The organism is Leptospira sanjuanensis, assembly GCF_022267325.1.
Taxonomy (GTDB): domain Bacteria; phylum Spirochaetota; class Leptospiria; order Leptospirales; family Leptospiraceae; genus Leptospira; species Leptospira sanjuanensis.
Map to the genome: position 1 here is coordinate 2,519,650 of NZ_JAIZBG010000001.1, position 14,081 is coordinate 2,533,730.

A 14,081-nucleotide genomic window follows, 5' to 3' on the forward strand; every position below is an offset into this window, starting at 1 on the left:
CGTAATATCCGGAAAAACGTAGCAGTTCCCACATTCTTCCGGACTTCTTTTCAAAATGTAGGAACTACTACATTCCGCTCTCACGAAAATATCATTGAGTTTCAATCTCAAGAACGATCGTTCTACCAGAAACCCTTGATTTGAAAATTCCTCGACAGGGAGGTTCTCGATTCCTACGCTGTAAATCATTCACCAATCCACAAGAAAGGGTAACTCATCCATATGGCAATTTCTCAAATCGCCTTTCATTTGATCTTCACCATTTTATTCGTAATCGCGAATGTAGTTTTTGTTCGTGCGATCCTCTATCGCCTCAATCTGATTTTCAGCGCGAGAAAGGCCGCAGGAACCGAAAACTTTTTGGAAAATCCGAACTGGGTATTCCGAATCAATAGCTTTATTCAGAACGTAATTCTTCAAAAAAAGAATTTCAAAGAGCCTGTCCGCGGTATCATGCACGCGTTCATCTTCTACGGTTTCATAACCTATACGATTCACACTACAAGCCAGATGATCGCAGGTCTTATCGGGTACGGAATGGATGATCCGTATAAATTCTCCTTAGTAGGTTTCTTGTTCGGAGAACACGCGGGACATCTTTACGAGTCCATCGTACAAGTCGTTTCGATTCTCGTTTTAATCGGTCTCGGATTTTTTGCTTGGAGAAGATGGATTCAAAAAGCGAAAGGCCTCGACGTTCATTCTCCTGCGTCTGCGATCGTCATCAGCATGATTTCCATTCTGATGATCTCCACACTTTTGGGAGAAGGCGCAAAAGCGGTGGGAGCGGTTTACGACAGCCCTACTGAAAACGCTTCCTTTATCGCTGCCGGAATCGGTGCCGTTTGGAAATCCATCGGCGTGGAATATTCCACAGCGGACCTGGTCGTTCAAATCATGTGGTGGGTTCACATTCTTTCCGTATTCGCGTTCATGCTTTACGTGCCGACTTCCAAGCACGCACACTTGATCTTCGCACCGTTCAACTACTTCCTTCAATCCGATACTCCGAAGGGCGCTCTTTCCAAACTCAATTTGGAAGATGAAAACGTTGTTTGGGGTGTGAACCGTGTGGAAGATTTCCCCTGGCCGAACCTTCTCGACGGTATGTCTTGTATCGAATGCGGTCGCTGCCAAGTTCAATGTCCTGCAAACAGAACCGGAAAGGTTCTCAATCCGAAGATGATCATCGCGGATTTAAAACACGCCCTTTTGGATAAAATGCCCGAAGTCGCAAAGATCAGAGCGCAGGAAACCGATTCCGCGGTGGCTGCGGAAAAAGTCGCTGCTCTGGACACTGGAGTTATCAACAGCTACGAAGGTTTAAGCGAAGAAGCTCTTTGGGGTTGCACGACTTGTTACGCTTGCGTGGAGGCTTGTCCCGTTGGAAACAACCAGGTCAATGCGATCATGGAAATGAGAAGACACTTGGTTCTTGCGGAATCCAAATTCCCCGTGGAATTACAAAACGCATTCGTAAACATGGAAAACAACTCCAACCCTTGGGGTGTAGGAGCTCATACAAGAGCGGATTGGGCGGAAGGTCTTGGCGTTAAGACCATGGCCGAAGACGCAAACGTGGACGTTCTTTATTGGGTCGGTTGTGCGGGAGCTTTTGATGAAAGAAACAAAAGCATCGCGAAGTCTTTCGTAAAAATTCTCCAGAAGGCGGACGTGAAATTCGGAATCCTCGGAACGGAAGAAAACTGCTCCGGTGATTCTGCGAGACGAGGCGGGAACGAATACCTCTACCAAACTCTTGCGCAAGCGAACGTGGACACGATGAACGGATACAACGTGAAAAAAGTAGTAACCGCTTGTCCACACTGCTACAACACGATCAAAAACGAATATCCTCAGTTCGGCGGAAACTTCGAAGTGGTTCACCACTCCGAATTCATCAACGAGCTTGTTAAGGACAAAAAACTCGACGTGAAAACCGCGGAAGACGCTTCTTCCGGAAAATACACGTATCACGATTCCTGCTACATCGGCCGTTACAACGACAACTACGAGAACCCGAGAGACGTCGTGAAAAAAGTTGCCGGCGGAAAACTTGCGGAACCTTCCGATCACCACACAAAGGGTCTTTGCTGTGGAGCCGGTGGAGCTCAGATGTGGATGGAAGAACAAAACAACGATCGTGTCAACGTCAAGAGAACCAAACAGCTTCTCGATACGGGTGCGACTACGATCGCGACCGCTTGTCCTTTCTGCGTGACCATGATCACCGACGGTGTGAAACACGAAGGAAAGATCGAAGAAGTAAAAGTAAAAGACATTGCGGAGTTGGTTGCGGATAACCTCCAGTAACAAATTCTAATTTAGAATTTACGCAAAGGATTTTAGGAACCCGCCCTGCGACGCCGAGCGGGTTTCAAAGAATCCGAATAAAAAAGCCGGTTTTTAAACCGGCTTTTTTATTCCTAAAGCTCTCTTAGGTAAGGAGACAGATCCAATTCCAAAAATCGGTATTCTCCGCCGACATAAAAGCAATCTATGCAACCAATACCGCCGAGATGACTGCAACAACGCGGCGGGTCGTGCGGCACGCGCAATCGTAAATCAAAACTCAAGCGTCGCAACCAAACCGTTATCATTGTTCAATTCGAAGTTCGCGCGAATCTGTTGGGAGAGAATATGCATCAGAGTGAATCCGGTCGTATTCGATTTTTTTAAATCCACCGGAGTAGCCATCCCCACTCCGTTATCCTTTATGACTAATTTATAATTTTTTCCGCGTTTCGAAAAACGGATCTCGATCTTCGGATCCGAAAATTCTTTAAAAGCGTGCGTTAGAGAATTGTTTAATAGTTCGTTCAAGATCATCGCGCAAGGAATCGCGGTTTCGATCGGTAGATCGATTTTTTCCGATTCGTTACGAATGGTTACCCGCAAGTTTTTGTGTTTGTTCTTCAGATTCTCGATAATCTTTTCGATCACGCTCGAAAATTCGATGCTGTGATAATTATCCGCTTTATACAGAAAATTATGCACTTCGGACATCGTAAGAATTCGATTCTGAAACTCGAACAGGATTTTCTGCAAATCCGATTTGTCGTTGCGATGGAGGTCGGCCAAGCCGCTTAGGACTTGAAGATTATTTCTCACCCTATGATGAATTTCCTTAATCAATTCGTCCTTCTCCTTAATATAAGAATTCAGAAGATTGACCGTCAAAAAAGCGAGGATTATAAAAATGGTAAAACCGATCACCGAATCCACAAAGAATACGCTGTTGAACATATTTCTCTGGCTGAGTTTGTAAAAAAACAAGAGCATTATAATAAACGAATATAACGAGACAAAGAGCGTGGTCCGAATATTCGTGAACAATAAAAACAGCAGCACAAGAATGGAAAGACTCGGAATTATATTTCCGACCCGATTCGCAAAAAGTAAGGCGCCTCCAACCCCGATGGAAACGGAAAATAAAGTGATGATCAACGCCTTCTTGTATTGCCCCAACCAGAGCAGGAGAATCGCAAGGATCGAAGCGATGATAAAGAGTATAAAACTGGGACGATACGTTTCTTCCTTCTCGTAGAAAAAGAAAGTAAGCGAAAGACTCGCGAACGTAAGAACCACTATGTTAAACAGAAGTAAATATAAAGCCCTTACCCTTAAGATAAACGGTTCTTGTGCGTAAATACGTTGGAATTTTTTTACGATCATACGTCTTGAAACGATCCTGAACGAAACCGCGGCGCGGTGAAATGTTTATTGACAACTCTTGAAATTGTAACTCTATCAAATCGAATTTCAAGCTCAAAGGAATTTTTCGAGAGCACAGACGGCGTTTACGCGAAAGCGAAACGCGTTTTTCTACTTTGTTGCTCCGAATTCTATTTCGACATTTTGGCTTAATCCGTTCAAAGCCGGGTTTAAAACCCCGGAATTTTTAGTTTCAATCCATTCCCATCGAGTAACAACCACAAGAACCATCAACGAATAAATCGGAATAAACGGAAAGAATTAGAATATGATTCAAACAAAAGAATAACTGAAGATAGTTACATGATTCAAAAAATTATTAACATCTCGAGTGTATTTTGCGTAACATTATTCATTTCCAACTGTATGACAACGGAAGAACATTTCCGCCAATATGGGTTGAATAAAGCCTCTTTCGACATGGAGTGCCCCCAGGAAAAAATTCAAATCCATGTATTAGGAGAGTTATCAAGAGGAAACGGACAGGTGGGAGTTACCGGTTGCAATAAAAAAGCTTCTTACATAGCGGTCCAAGGAGCCGGTTGGGTTAACAATACGTCCTCAGTTTCCAATGAACGAGAAAGAGAACGAAACCAGAGACCAAGGTGAACGTCAAAAGTTTCTTTCAAAAAAAATAGGCGAAGTGACTAAAAAAAGCCGCTCCGCCTCAAAGACATCTGGTGCAAATACGAAATGTATGACTCCGAAATGAATCGGAATCTTACCAGAGTATTGCTTTTTTCTTACAAATCGATCCGCAGAAAAATACGGAGCGGCCGCTTTTAGAACGGATGAATCGGGTATTAAGCGGTTGGGGGATAATCCAAAAGGGTTATTTCCGGATTCTTCTTTTGAAAATATCCCTTGTCCCATTCCGTATCGAAGAGAAGCGCCGCTCTTCCGCCACGATCCGTTACGAGATTCGCGGAAGACGGAACCTTGGGCAGATCCTCTTGTCCGATCCAACAAGAAATCACATACGGAAGAATCGTGATCGTGGACGGGGCGTTGTACTCGTCCATCAGTCTTCGACGAAAAACTTCGAATTGAAGTTGGCCCATCGCGCCGATGATCGGCAATCCTCCCCCGATCGTCTGTGAAGAGAACAAATGAAGAATTCCTTCTTCCGCGAGTTGATCGATTCCTTTTCGAAAGCTTTTCATGCTCGCCGTATCAGCCGAAGAAATCGTCGCAAAGAGTTCGGGCGCGAATACGGGAAGTCCTTTTAAATCGGGAACCTTGGAAGAAGCCACAATATCTCCGATCGCATAGGTGCCCGGGTTGACGAGCCCGATGATGTCGCCGGGATACGCTTCATCCACAGTATTTCGATCTTGTCCGAAGAACGCGAACGACGAGGAAAGTTTCACCGACTTTCCCAATCTTCCGTGAAGCACGTTGAGCCCTCGTTCGAACTTACCAGAAGTCACGCGTAAAAAAGCGATTCGGTCTCTGTGTTGCCGGTTCATGTTCGCCTGAACCTTAAAGATAAATCCGCTGAACGGAGTATGGATCGGATCCAAACGGGAACCGTCCTTCAAAGGAAAGAACAAAGGAGGCGGCGCGATTTTGATAAACTCGTCGAGAAACAATTGAATTCCGAAGTTGTTCACGGCGGAACCGAAGAACACCGGAGTAATCTTGGATTCCAGAAAATCTTCCTGATTGAATTCGGAAATTCCGCCTTCCACGAGTTCCAATTCTTCCCGAAAGGATTTCAAAACCCAATCTTCGAATCGTGAGTCGAGTTCGGGATCGTTGACTCCCGAGGTTTGAAAGGAAGACTTCTGACTTCCTCCCGGAGTTTTATCGTATGTTAGAATTTTCTTATCTTTGCGGGAATACACTCCGCTGAAGTCGACTCCGGTTCCGATCGGCCATACCATAGGAACCGCCGCAATTCCCAGAACCTTTTCGATCTCATCCAGAAGTACGAAAAGATTTTTGGTCGGCCGGTCCATCTTATTGATGAACGTAACGATGGGAATTCCGCGATCGCGACAAACCTTAAAGAGTTTGATCGTCTGAGGCTCGACCCCTTTTCCCGCGTCTAACACCATCACTGCGGTATCCGCAGCGATGAGAGTTCTATACGTGTCTTCGGAAAAATCTTCGTGACCGGGAGTGTCCAATAAATTGAGAACGAATCCGTTGTATTCGAACTGAAGCGCGGCGGATGTGATGGAGATTCCTTTTTCTTTTTCCATCTCCATCCAGTCGGAGGTCGCTGCCTTTCTGTTTTTACGCGCCTTTACGGCGCCCGCGAGTTGGATCGCGCCTCCGTACAAAAGAAGCTTTTCGGTAAGGGTCGTTTTCCCGGCATCCGGGTGGGCGATGATGGCGAAGGTTCTTCTCCGTTTGGTTTCTTCCTCGATGGATTGATTCGGTTTTTGTGTTATTGTCTCGCTCACGACTTTTACTCCGCCCTCTTTCCAGCTTTTTTGCGGAAATCCGACTGTCAGCAATTAAAATCGAGGAGATTTGTGGGAGTTCCCACAATCGGATTTACTGTGAAATCAAGATTCAATCGTAGAAAGAAATGTAGGAACTCCCCATCCTGAGTTTTACGGTCCGAACCCAAGATTCACTTTCCCAATTTGTAAGAGTTCCCACACTTCGCCCGGTCAACGGAGGATTCTTCTTTTTACCGGTTCGTATTGTTCGGGTAAATCGAATGTAACGGAAGTATCCTACATTCTCCCCATCATAGTATAGCAGGTAAACCATGGAAGGGATTCCCCTCACCCCATCGAGAGATCTACAAGGATTAAAATTACAAATCGACGGTTTCGAGGATTCGTTTGAAATTCTCAAACTCAAGGAAGAAGGTCTTACGATTTCTTCTTTGAATGAATTGAATCTTCTTCCGGGTTCCCCTCTCAGCGGAAGAATCGATTCCAACGCACTCGATTTTCAATTTCGATTTCAAGGAAGTCTGCAAAGAACAGTTCTCCGTCCCGACGGAAAAGGATTTATTTTAGGAATTCAATTCCATCAAAGAACGGGCTTGCCGGACATTCTCATCGCCCTCGAACTCGCCTCTTGATTTAGACTCGATTCTTCGAAGCGCACTTCGCTTTCCCCTCCGTATTTGTCGCTGCCATCGCGACCCGTAGGAAGCCGATGGCACTGAGTTCTCAGATGCGACGCATAGAGAGCGGAGCATGATTTACCATGAACCTTTAGGGGCTTCCCCGGCCCCGTTTTTTTAAAACTCAAAAACACTTTTCCGGATAATTCTAATCTCATCCCCCCAGAGTCATTCGATTCGATCGGCGAAAACTCAGCAAACGCCTTCCTGAACTCAGCAAGTTACTCCCTATGGGTCATAACTTAGAGCGGCGTTTATATCTATTTTCATTTACGAAACTCCTTCTATTCTGTTTTCTGTACATAAAGTCCTATGTCCGAAATCAACGTGAAACATCTTATTTCTTGGGAAGACTGGTCCGATTCCGAAATTCTCGATCTGCTGAACTTTGCGATCCACGTAAAGAAGAATCGAGTCAACTACGCGGGTCATTTGAGCGGCCGTTCTTTGGCGATGCTCTTCCAGAAAACTTCCACAAGAACCAGAGTTTCTTTTGAAGTGGCGATGACCGAAATGGGCGGCCACGGAATTTACTTGGACTGGATGGCGTCTAACTTTCAACTTTCCGACATCGATCTGGAAGCGAGATATCTCTCCAGAAACGTTTCCGTCATCATGGCCCGTCTAAAAAAACACGAAGACCTTCTTGCTATGAAGAACGGTTCACAAGTTCCGGTCATCAACGGCTGCGACAACATGTTTCACCCTTGTCAATCTCTTGCGGACGTAATGACCATCGCGCTCGACAAACCCGAACGCCCTTTGAATCAGGTTCGACTCGCGTATGTCGGAGTTCACAACAACGTGGTCAACTCTCTCATCGGAATCACCGCGGCTTTGGGGATTCATTTGACTCTCGTAACCCCGATCGCCGAAAAGGAAAACATACACGAATCTACCGTGGAACGGGCCAAGTCCAAGGGAACGCTCGCTTGGGAATCGAATTTGGAAAAGGCAGTAAAGGACGCGGACTACGTTTACACGGACACTTGGCTGGACATGGAATTCTTCAACGATCCTTCTTACGCCGATAAGAAAAAACAAAGAATGGAACTGATGATGCCGTATCAGATCAATTCCGCTCTGATGGAAAAGACGAACGCAAGAGTCATGCACGACATGCCGATCCATGCGGGATATGAGATTACCCGAGACGTGGTTCTAAGCCCTAGGTCCATCATATTCCAGCAAGCGGAGAATCGACTGGACGCTCAAAAAGCGGTCATTCTAAAACTTCTTGAGGCTTGATCTCAGGAAAATCGGTTTACCAGAGGCCCCTTCTTCCGAAACCTGTATTTAGAGCCTTTTCACCCTCACTTGCAGGCTCGAAATAAGAATTAAAGGTATCTCTATGTCTAAATTGACTCATCCAAGAGAGGCGCTCTTCGAAGGAGAAAAGCCTTTCCCTATCATTCCTGCCTGTGAGCACTTTGCAGGATCGGAAAAGCTGATCACAAAAGCCCTCGAACTTCAGAACAAACTCGGCGGACTCTTCGACATCACCATGGATTGCGAAGACGGCGCGCAAACCGGAAAAGAAAAAGAACACGCGGAACTCATCGTTCGTCTTCAAAACAGCGAACTGAACAAACACAACATGAGCGGCGTGAGAATTCACGACTACACAAACGCATTCTGGAAACAAGACGTAGACATTATCGTTCCGGGCGCAGGGGAAAAAATCGCATACATCACCATTCCAAAACCGACCCGCGCGGCCCAGGTTGAGGAAATGATCACTTACATCCAAAAAGCGGTTCAAAAAGCGGGAATCAAAAGAGAAATTCCGATTCACGTATTGATCGAAACCAACGGAGCTCTTCAGGAAATCGAAAAGATCGCGGCTCTTCCTTGGTTGCAAGTTCTTGACTTCGGTTTAATGGACTTTATCTCGGGACACCACGGAGCGATTCCCGCTTCCTGTATGAAAAGCCCCGGTCAGTTCGACCACGAACTTTTAAGAAGAGGAAAAGCGAATCTCGTAGCGGCGGCGCTTGCAAACGGAGTAATCCCTGCGCACAACGTAACTCTCGATCTTAAAAACCAATATCAAACGTACAAGGACGCAAAACGCGCCCATGACGATTTCGGCTTCTTGAGAATGTGGTCCATCTATCCGACTCAGATCCAAGCGATCCTCGACGCGATGGCTCCGGATTACAGCGAAGTGCAAACTGCGGCTGAAATTCTTATCCAAGCTCAAAACGCGGAATGGGGACCGATCCAGTATGCGGGCGATCTTCACGACCGTGCGACTTACAGATATTTCTGGGAGATCATCCAAAAGGCGAAACTCACCGGAATTTCCATCCCCGAAGAAGCGAACAAAAGATTCTTCAACTGATTTTGAATTCGAGTTTAACTTAATCTAAATTCGTTTAGAATTTTCGAATGTAAAAAGCCGCAAGAGATTGCGGCTTTTTTCGTATGTTGATCGATCCAACCTTTCGGATTCAAAAAAGAAATACGATCGAAATGAGTTTATGAAGCCGGATTAAAGTTCGTTGAAATTTTCGAAATCAAATCTAGAGAATTCGATCCATCGAAAACGGCTGTATCGATTTTGAAATCGGGCCGAAGATTTTTGAAAACGGGCGTGGTCTTCGAAAACGATCCTACAGATTTTTCCGCTCGCGGGCGATTTTTTATTTAACAAACTTCTCGAGAAGTTTGGCGATGAGTTCGTTTAAGCTCTTTTCGACGTGATCCCAAGATTTTTTGTTCATGGGTTCGAGAGGCATCTTTTTATCGAGTTGTTTGTAACGATCGAAACTTTCGCGGGCATAATCCAGATATTTTTTGGCTTCGATCCCGAGACGATCCAGATGAGCCTCGTTTTTGATATAAATACCCGCGATCTTATCCCTGTATTCGTCCTCTAAAAAATAATATCGAACGTCAAGTTTCACTTCGTCCATGGCCTTGTAAATTTTAGAAACCTGATCTTTTTTATCGACGGGCGCCGACTTCTCTCCCGAAGTTTCCATCGCGGGTGATTGCGACTTCTCTTTCGGCGCAGAGGTCTTCGGAGGTGCGTTCTTTTTCAGAAGCTTCTCCAATTTCTCGCGTTTTAAAATGTCGAATAAAGCGCTCTTTTTATTCTGAGTCACAATTACACCCTATCTTTGAAATGGTTCTATTTTAATGTATCGGAAAATCGGACTTCTTCCGCTATTATAAACAATTTATACGACGAATTTTCTTGGAAAAAAATCTCTTTTGTTGGAGGCATCGGAAAAAGAATCGGAAACAATTAGTTTCCAGATTCCCTCTCTAATTTCAGCTTTCGTAACGCGCAGTTCGGAAGCCATTCACAACGTAAGCAGAACGGATCTTCGGGCTGATACGTGGGAGGAGGACACAAATTCACGTTCGTTTGTTGCAAAGGAGTCAGAAATCTTTCCTGATCGGAAAAGGAATTCTTCTTGGCAAGGCTGCTGAGCAGTTCCCGATTCTTGCGCGTTTGAGAATCGAGGTCCTCCGCCAAAGAACGGTTTTGCGGTTTGGATTCGGAATTTTCCTGTGGTGATTGTCGCTTCGGAAAGATCTTTCCGGAGTCGAAAGAATTTCCCTTTAAAATCCAAGGTGCAACGAGTGTCGCACCGAGCGCCCCGCCCAAATGACAGGAGTTGCTCACGACAAACGGAGAATGGAAATAATAAACCGAAACGATATCCGCGATAAATCCCCCGCCGACAAAGATCCATGCCGCATAACGGGCCTTCATCCGAAAGAAGATCAGAAAGACTTCGGTTTCCGGAAAAAGAATTCCGAACAAAACCAAAATTCCCGTAACACCGCCGCTCGCACCGAGCGTGGTGGTTTGGTATAAATCCATGGGATACTGGATTCCTAATACTTGAACGAAGATAGGAGCGAGAATTACGGTCAATCCTCCGGTCAAAATGGCCGCGACGTACACGATCGTAAACTTCCAAGCGGGAATGTATTTACAGATCAAGCCGCCGAACATGACAAAGACATACATATTGAAGAAAAGGTGAATAAAAGGAGTTCCATACGCTTCGTGTAGAAATCCGTATGAAAAAATCTGCCAGTAAAATCCGTGAAACACGCGTGCGGGAGTGAGCGCAAAGTAGTATTCTATGATTCCCGTTCCGCCGGCAAAAAGCTGAAGAATATAAATCAGGACGTTCGCGATTAAAAACAGATTGATCGGATGAAAAATGGAATAACCGAACAGCGACAATCCGTTTCGGTATTTTCTTTTTGCCATATTGGATAGAATACGAACTGTGGTCAGAGAGTCAAGCAGGCAAAGCCGGGGCAAAAATTCACCCCGGGTTTCCTCATTCTCCGGGAGAAGGAGAATGATTTTTCAATCACATTCTTTAAATCGAAAAATCGGGCCTCATCCTTTATAGTCGGGAAGAAAAAAATGCAGGAATCAGGATTAAAACCCATTCTTTGGAGAAACAAACGGCTTACTCTTTTGGATCAAAGGGTTCTTCCCGGTACGACTTCTTATCTCGACGCAAAAACGATGGAAGACTGCATCTTCGCAATCCGCGAAATGGTGGTAAGAGGCGCTCCCGCGATCGCGATCACCGGAGCCTTCGGGATCACGTTGTATTTAAACGGACTTTCCTCGAAACCGACTTTAGCGGAACTCAAAAAAAAACTACACGAACTTTTAGAATCCAGACCCACCGCGGTCAATCTGCGACTTGCGATCGAAGAATTCTCCGCACGCTTTCCCGAAACGGACTATGATTCGTTCACACTGAACGATCTTCAAGAAGGAGCGGAGAAATTCGCCTTATTCATGTTAGAGGAAGATCTCGGAAACAACCTGACTCTTTCCAAAAACGCGCTTTCTTTATTTCCGAAAAATCCTTCCGCGTTGAACATCATCACTCACTGCAATACGGGAGCGCTCGCGACCGCCGGTCACGGAACCGCGTTAGGTGTTATACGATCCCTACGCGACGCGGGTCATTCTCTGACGGTTTTCGCGGACGAGACAAGACCGTATCTGCAAGGTGCAAGACTTACGGCTTGGGAACTGAAAGAAGAAGGAATTCCCGCGTATCTCATCACGGACAACATGGCCGGTTGGGTGATGTCTTCCCGTAAGATCGACGCGGTTGTCGTCGGCGCGGATCGTATCGCTTCCAACGGAGATACGGCCAACAAGATCGGAACGTATCCGCTTGCCATCGTCGCCAAACATCACGGAGTTCCTTTTTACGTCGCGGCCACGGCCAAGAGCATGGATTTTAGAATCCCGGACGGAAGTCATATTCCGATCGAGATGCGAAAGGAAGAAGAAGTCACTTCGTTCGGATTTTTAAAGAACGCGGACGGACAACCGTTCTTGAGCGAAGGAGTGATTGCCCCAGAAGGAATGAAGGCGCTCAACCCTTCCTTTGATGTTACCCCCGCTTCGTTGATCACCGGAATCATTACCGAACGGGGAATCGTTTCTCCCGTTACGGAAGAGAATCTTAGGAAGATCTTCGACTGAAGCTGAAGAATGCGTCGTTCTTCCGACGATTTTTTTGTGAAACACGCGGAGCCCCGCCCTTGTTTTGGGTGGGGGGTGAGGTGGCGGGAAAACCTCGGCAAAATCTACTTATCACAAAACGAACTTCACGACAAGCCCATTCTAATTCGAAAATTTCGTAGGAACTCCTACAAAACGGGACTACTTCGTCGTTTGCAGCGCGACCATCATCGCTTTGTCCTGACCGGGTTCAAAAACCATCATAAACGAAGACTGAAATTTGGTGATCTTCTCTATCTGTCTTCTATAATGAATCACGGCACCCGGATAAGCTCCCTTTTGAACCGCAAGTCGAACCGATCCCGGATTAAAACGGGAAGTTTTCAGGGAGTCCTGTTTGAACTTGAGCATATTCAAAATCTTTAATTTCTTATTGTAGTCTTCGAATACGGTCTTAAACGCCGCCTTCTTGTCCTCGGGAAGATTTCCCCGGGAACGCTGAACCATGTGTTTGATCTGCTGGATTTTCGGAAGAATCTTTTCCATTTCCTTCTCACCCATTTGGATCTTACGGGTGATTTCCTGAAAGGATCGATCGTTCTTAAAATGAAATCCAAGCTCAACGGTAACATCCAACTCGGCGCTCGAACCCAAGGAGACGACCGAAACACCTTCGTTCGTTCTTACCTTGCTCGAAACGAGGTTGCCGTTGGAGCCGCTCAAAAGAACGGACCCTAAAGTATCGATCGTCGAATTTAAAATCGCACCTTCGATGATGATATCACCTTCGGTTTCGAGATGTGCATTCTCGATAAACTTCGCCTGTACTCTTCCCGTTACGTGAATGATTTCCGTTCCCGAACCTTTGATTCCGCCGTGAACGATCAGATCCTGACCGACCTTGATTTGATTGCTTTCCAAGTTTCCATAGACAACGAGCGATCCGGTACATTCCACGATAGAACCGGGTTCAATATCTCCGCGCACAATCACGTTTCCTTCGAATTGAATGTTTCCGGTGGAAAGTCCGACGTTGCCCGCAATTTGCAGTTCGGGAGAAACGGTGATCGAAGTTTCGGTTACGAAAATCACGCCGTTGCTCGCGGCAAAGTATTCCTGAAGTTCTTTTCCTTCTTCAACAACGTTTCGTTCTTCGATATTCTTCCCGAGCACGAGCTTAGGACGTTTGATCGCCGGTGCAGGAATGATGTTTCCGAAAACGTCGAAACCCGGGTTGCCTGGAATTCCCTCGAACTTTGTGGCGAGCTTCTCGCCGATTTTTACGTTGATGTATCGATCGATATTTCTGAAATCAGCGCGTCCGTCTTCGAGCAGCTTAACGCGCTTTGCCATAGGATGATAAAAACGAACCCAACCGTTCTCTCCGGGAGTCGGCGCGACACCTTTTGCGATTTCAACCTTGATCGGAGTAAAGTCCCCTCGTTTCCCTGCTTCGTCCAAGAGAGTCAAAACTCTTCGGATCTCGTCGACTAACATCCGTTCTCTGTGAATTCCCCAGTCAAGTATAATGCTCCAAAGCTTATCCTTGGAAACGCTTTCGCCTTTGAGATTGTAAGGTCGTACGGTCATCACCGCAGAAAGCTGATCGGCGGAAATTCCGATGCTGATCGCCGATTCAATGGAAATGGGAGATGGGGCGGTTTGGGATTCCGTTGCTGGTGTTTTCATAGGCTCGTCTTTCGCATTCATAGTATTTCGATCTTCAGGTCTAAACCGAAGTTCATTTCTCTTTCTAATTTCGACTTAAAGAGAAGGAACTTAAATGTAGTATATAAGGTTCCCTTGAAA

10 protein-coding genes are annotated in these 14,081 nt (G+C 45.9%); 5 read left to right on the top strand and 5 right to left on the bottom strand.

The genetic code is table 11. The features are described from left to right. The first annotated feature begins 222 nt into the window (after positions 1-222). Positions 223-2,313, top strand: coding sequence for a heterodisulfide reductase-related iron-sulfur binding cluster (locus LFX25_RS11385; RefSeq protein ID WP_238730343.1), 2,091 nt, complete (start codon positions 223-225; stop codon positions 2,311-2,313). A gap of 252 nt (positions 2,314-2,565) precedes the next feature. Here LFX25_RS11385 and LFX25_RS11390 read toward each other — a convergent pair whose 3' ends face one another. Together LFX25_RS11390 and LFX25_RS11395 are read right to left on the bottom strand one after the other, a co-directional pair. Further along, positions 2,566-3,675, bottom strand: a complete 1,110-nt coding sequence (locus LFX25_RS11390) for a sensor histidine kinase (RefSeq protein WP_238730344.1) — start codon at positions 3,673-3,675, stop codon at positions 2,566-2,568. 842 nt (positions 3,676-4,517) lie between these two features. After that, positions 4,518-6,125, bottom strand: a complete 1,608-nt coding sequence (locus LFX25_RS11395; RefSeq protein ID WP_238730345.1) for a peptide chain release factor 3 — start codon at positions 6,123-6,125, stop codon at positions 4,518-4,520. A gap of 314 nt (positions 6,126-6,439) precedes the next feature. On the opposite strand from LFX25_RS11395, the gene LFX25_RS11400 reads away from it, so the two are divergent. The 3 genes from LFX25_RS11400 to LFX25_RS11410 all read left to right on the top strand — a co-directional run bounded on the left by LFX25_RS11400 (position 6,440) and on the right by LFX25_RS11410 (position 9,149). Beyond that, on the top strand, positions 6,440-6,760 hold the full coding sequence (locus LFX25_RS11400) for a hypothetical protein (protein ID WP_238730346.1): 321 nt from the start codon (positions 6,440-6,442) through the stop codon (positions 6,758-6,760). A gap of 357 nt (positions 6,761-7,117) precedes the next feature. Further along, positions 7,118-8,053: an ornithine carbamoyltransferase gene (locus LFX25_RS11405; RefSeq protein WP_238730347.1), complete on the top strand. Its 936-nt coding sequence runs from the start codon at positions 7,118-7,120 to the stop codon at positions 8,051-8,053. A 103-nt stretch (positions 8,054-8,156) separates the two neighbouring features. Beyond that, positions 8,157-9,149, top strand: coding sequence for an HpcH/HpaI aldolase/citrate lyase family protein (locus tag LFX25_RS11410; RefSeq protein WP_238730348.1), 993 nt, complete (start codon positions 8,157-8,159; stop codon positions 9,147-9,149). 301 nt (positions 9,150-9,450) lie between these two features. Here the strand turns inward: LFX25_RS11410 and LFX25_RS11415 are convergent, their stop codons facing one another. Then, a complete protein-coding gene (locus LFX25_RS11415; protein ID WP_238730349.1) occupies positions 9,451-9,915 on the bottom strand; it encodes an LIC11177 family protein in 465 nt (154 codons plus the stop codon). Positions 9,916-10,058: 143 nt separating this feature from the next. Next, entirely contained in the window at positions 10,059-11,096 is a 1,038-nt protein-coding gene (locus tag LFX25_RS11420; protein ID WP_319937205.1) for a rhomboid family intramembrane serine protease, read from the bottom strand. 108 nt (positions 11,097-11,204) lie between these two features. On the opposite strand from LFX25_RS11420, the gene mtnA reads away from it, so the two are divergent. Next, complete coding sequence (gene mtnA / locus LFX25_RS11425) at positions 11,205-12,293, top strand: S-methyl-5-thioribose-1-phosphate isomerase (protein WP_238730350.1); 1,089 nt, start codon at positions 11,205-11,207, stop codon at positions 12,291-12,293. Positions 12,294-12,473: 180 nt separating this feature from the next. On the opposite strand, the gene LFX25_RS11430 is transcribed toward mtnA, so the two are convergent. After that, positions 12,474-13,982: a DUF342 domain-containing protein gene (locus LFX25_RS11430; RefSeq protein ID WP_238730351.1), complete on the bottom strand. Its 1,509-nt coding sequence runs from the start codon at positions 13,980-13,982 to the stop codon at positions 12,474-12,476. Positions 13,983-14,081 lie beyond the last annotated feature (99 nt).

Excerpts from the sequence above, each read along its gene's own strand:
- LFX25_RS11385 (WP_238730343.1), top strand. The coding sequence starts at position 223 with ATGGCAATTTCTCAAATCGCCTTTCATTTGATCTTCACCATTTTATTC.
- LFX25_RS11390 (WP_238730344.1), bottom strand. The coding sequence starts at position 3,675 with ATGATCGTAAAAAAATTCCAACGTATTTACGCACAAGAACCGTTTATC.
- LFX25_RS11400 (WP_238730346.1), top strand. The coding sequence starts at position 6,440 with ATGGAAGGGATTCCCCTCACCCCATCGAGAGATCTACAAGGATTAAAA.
- LFX25_RS11405 (WP_238730347.1), top strand. The coding sequence starts at position 7,118 with ATGTCCGAAATCAACGTGAAACATCTTATTTCTTGGGAAGACTGGTCC.
- LFX25_RS11410 (WP_238730348.1), top strand. The coding sequence starts at position 8,157 with ATGTCTAAATTGACTCATCCAAGAGAGGCGCTCTTCGAAGGAGAAAAG.
- mtnA (WP_238730350.1), top strand. The coding sequence starts at position 11,205 with ATGCAGGAATCAGGATTAAAACCCATTCTTTGGAGAAACAAACGGCTT.
- LFX25_RS11430 (WP_238730351.1), bottom strand. The coding sequence starts at position 13,982 with ATGAATGCGAAAGACGAGCCTATGAAAACACCAGCAACGGAATCCCAA.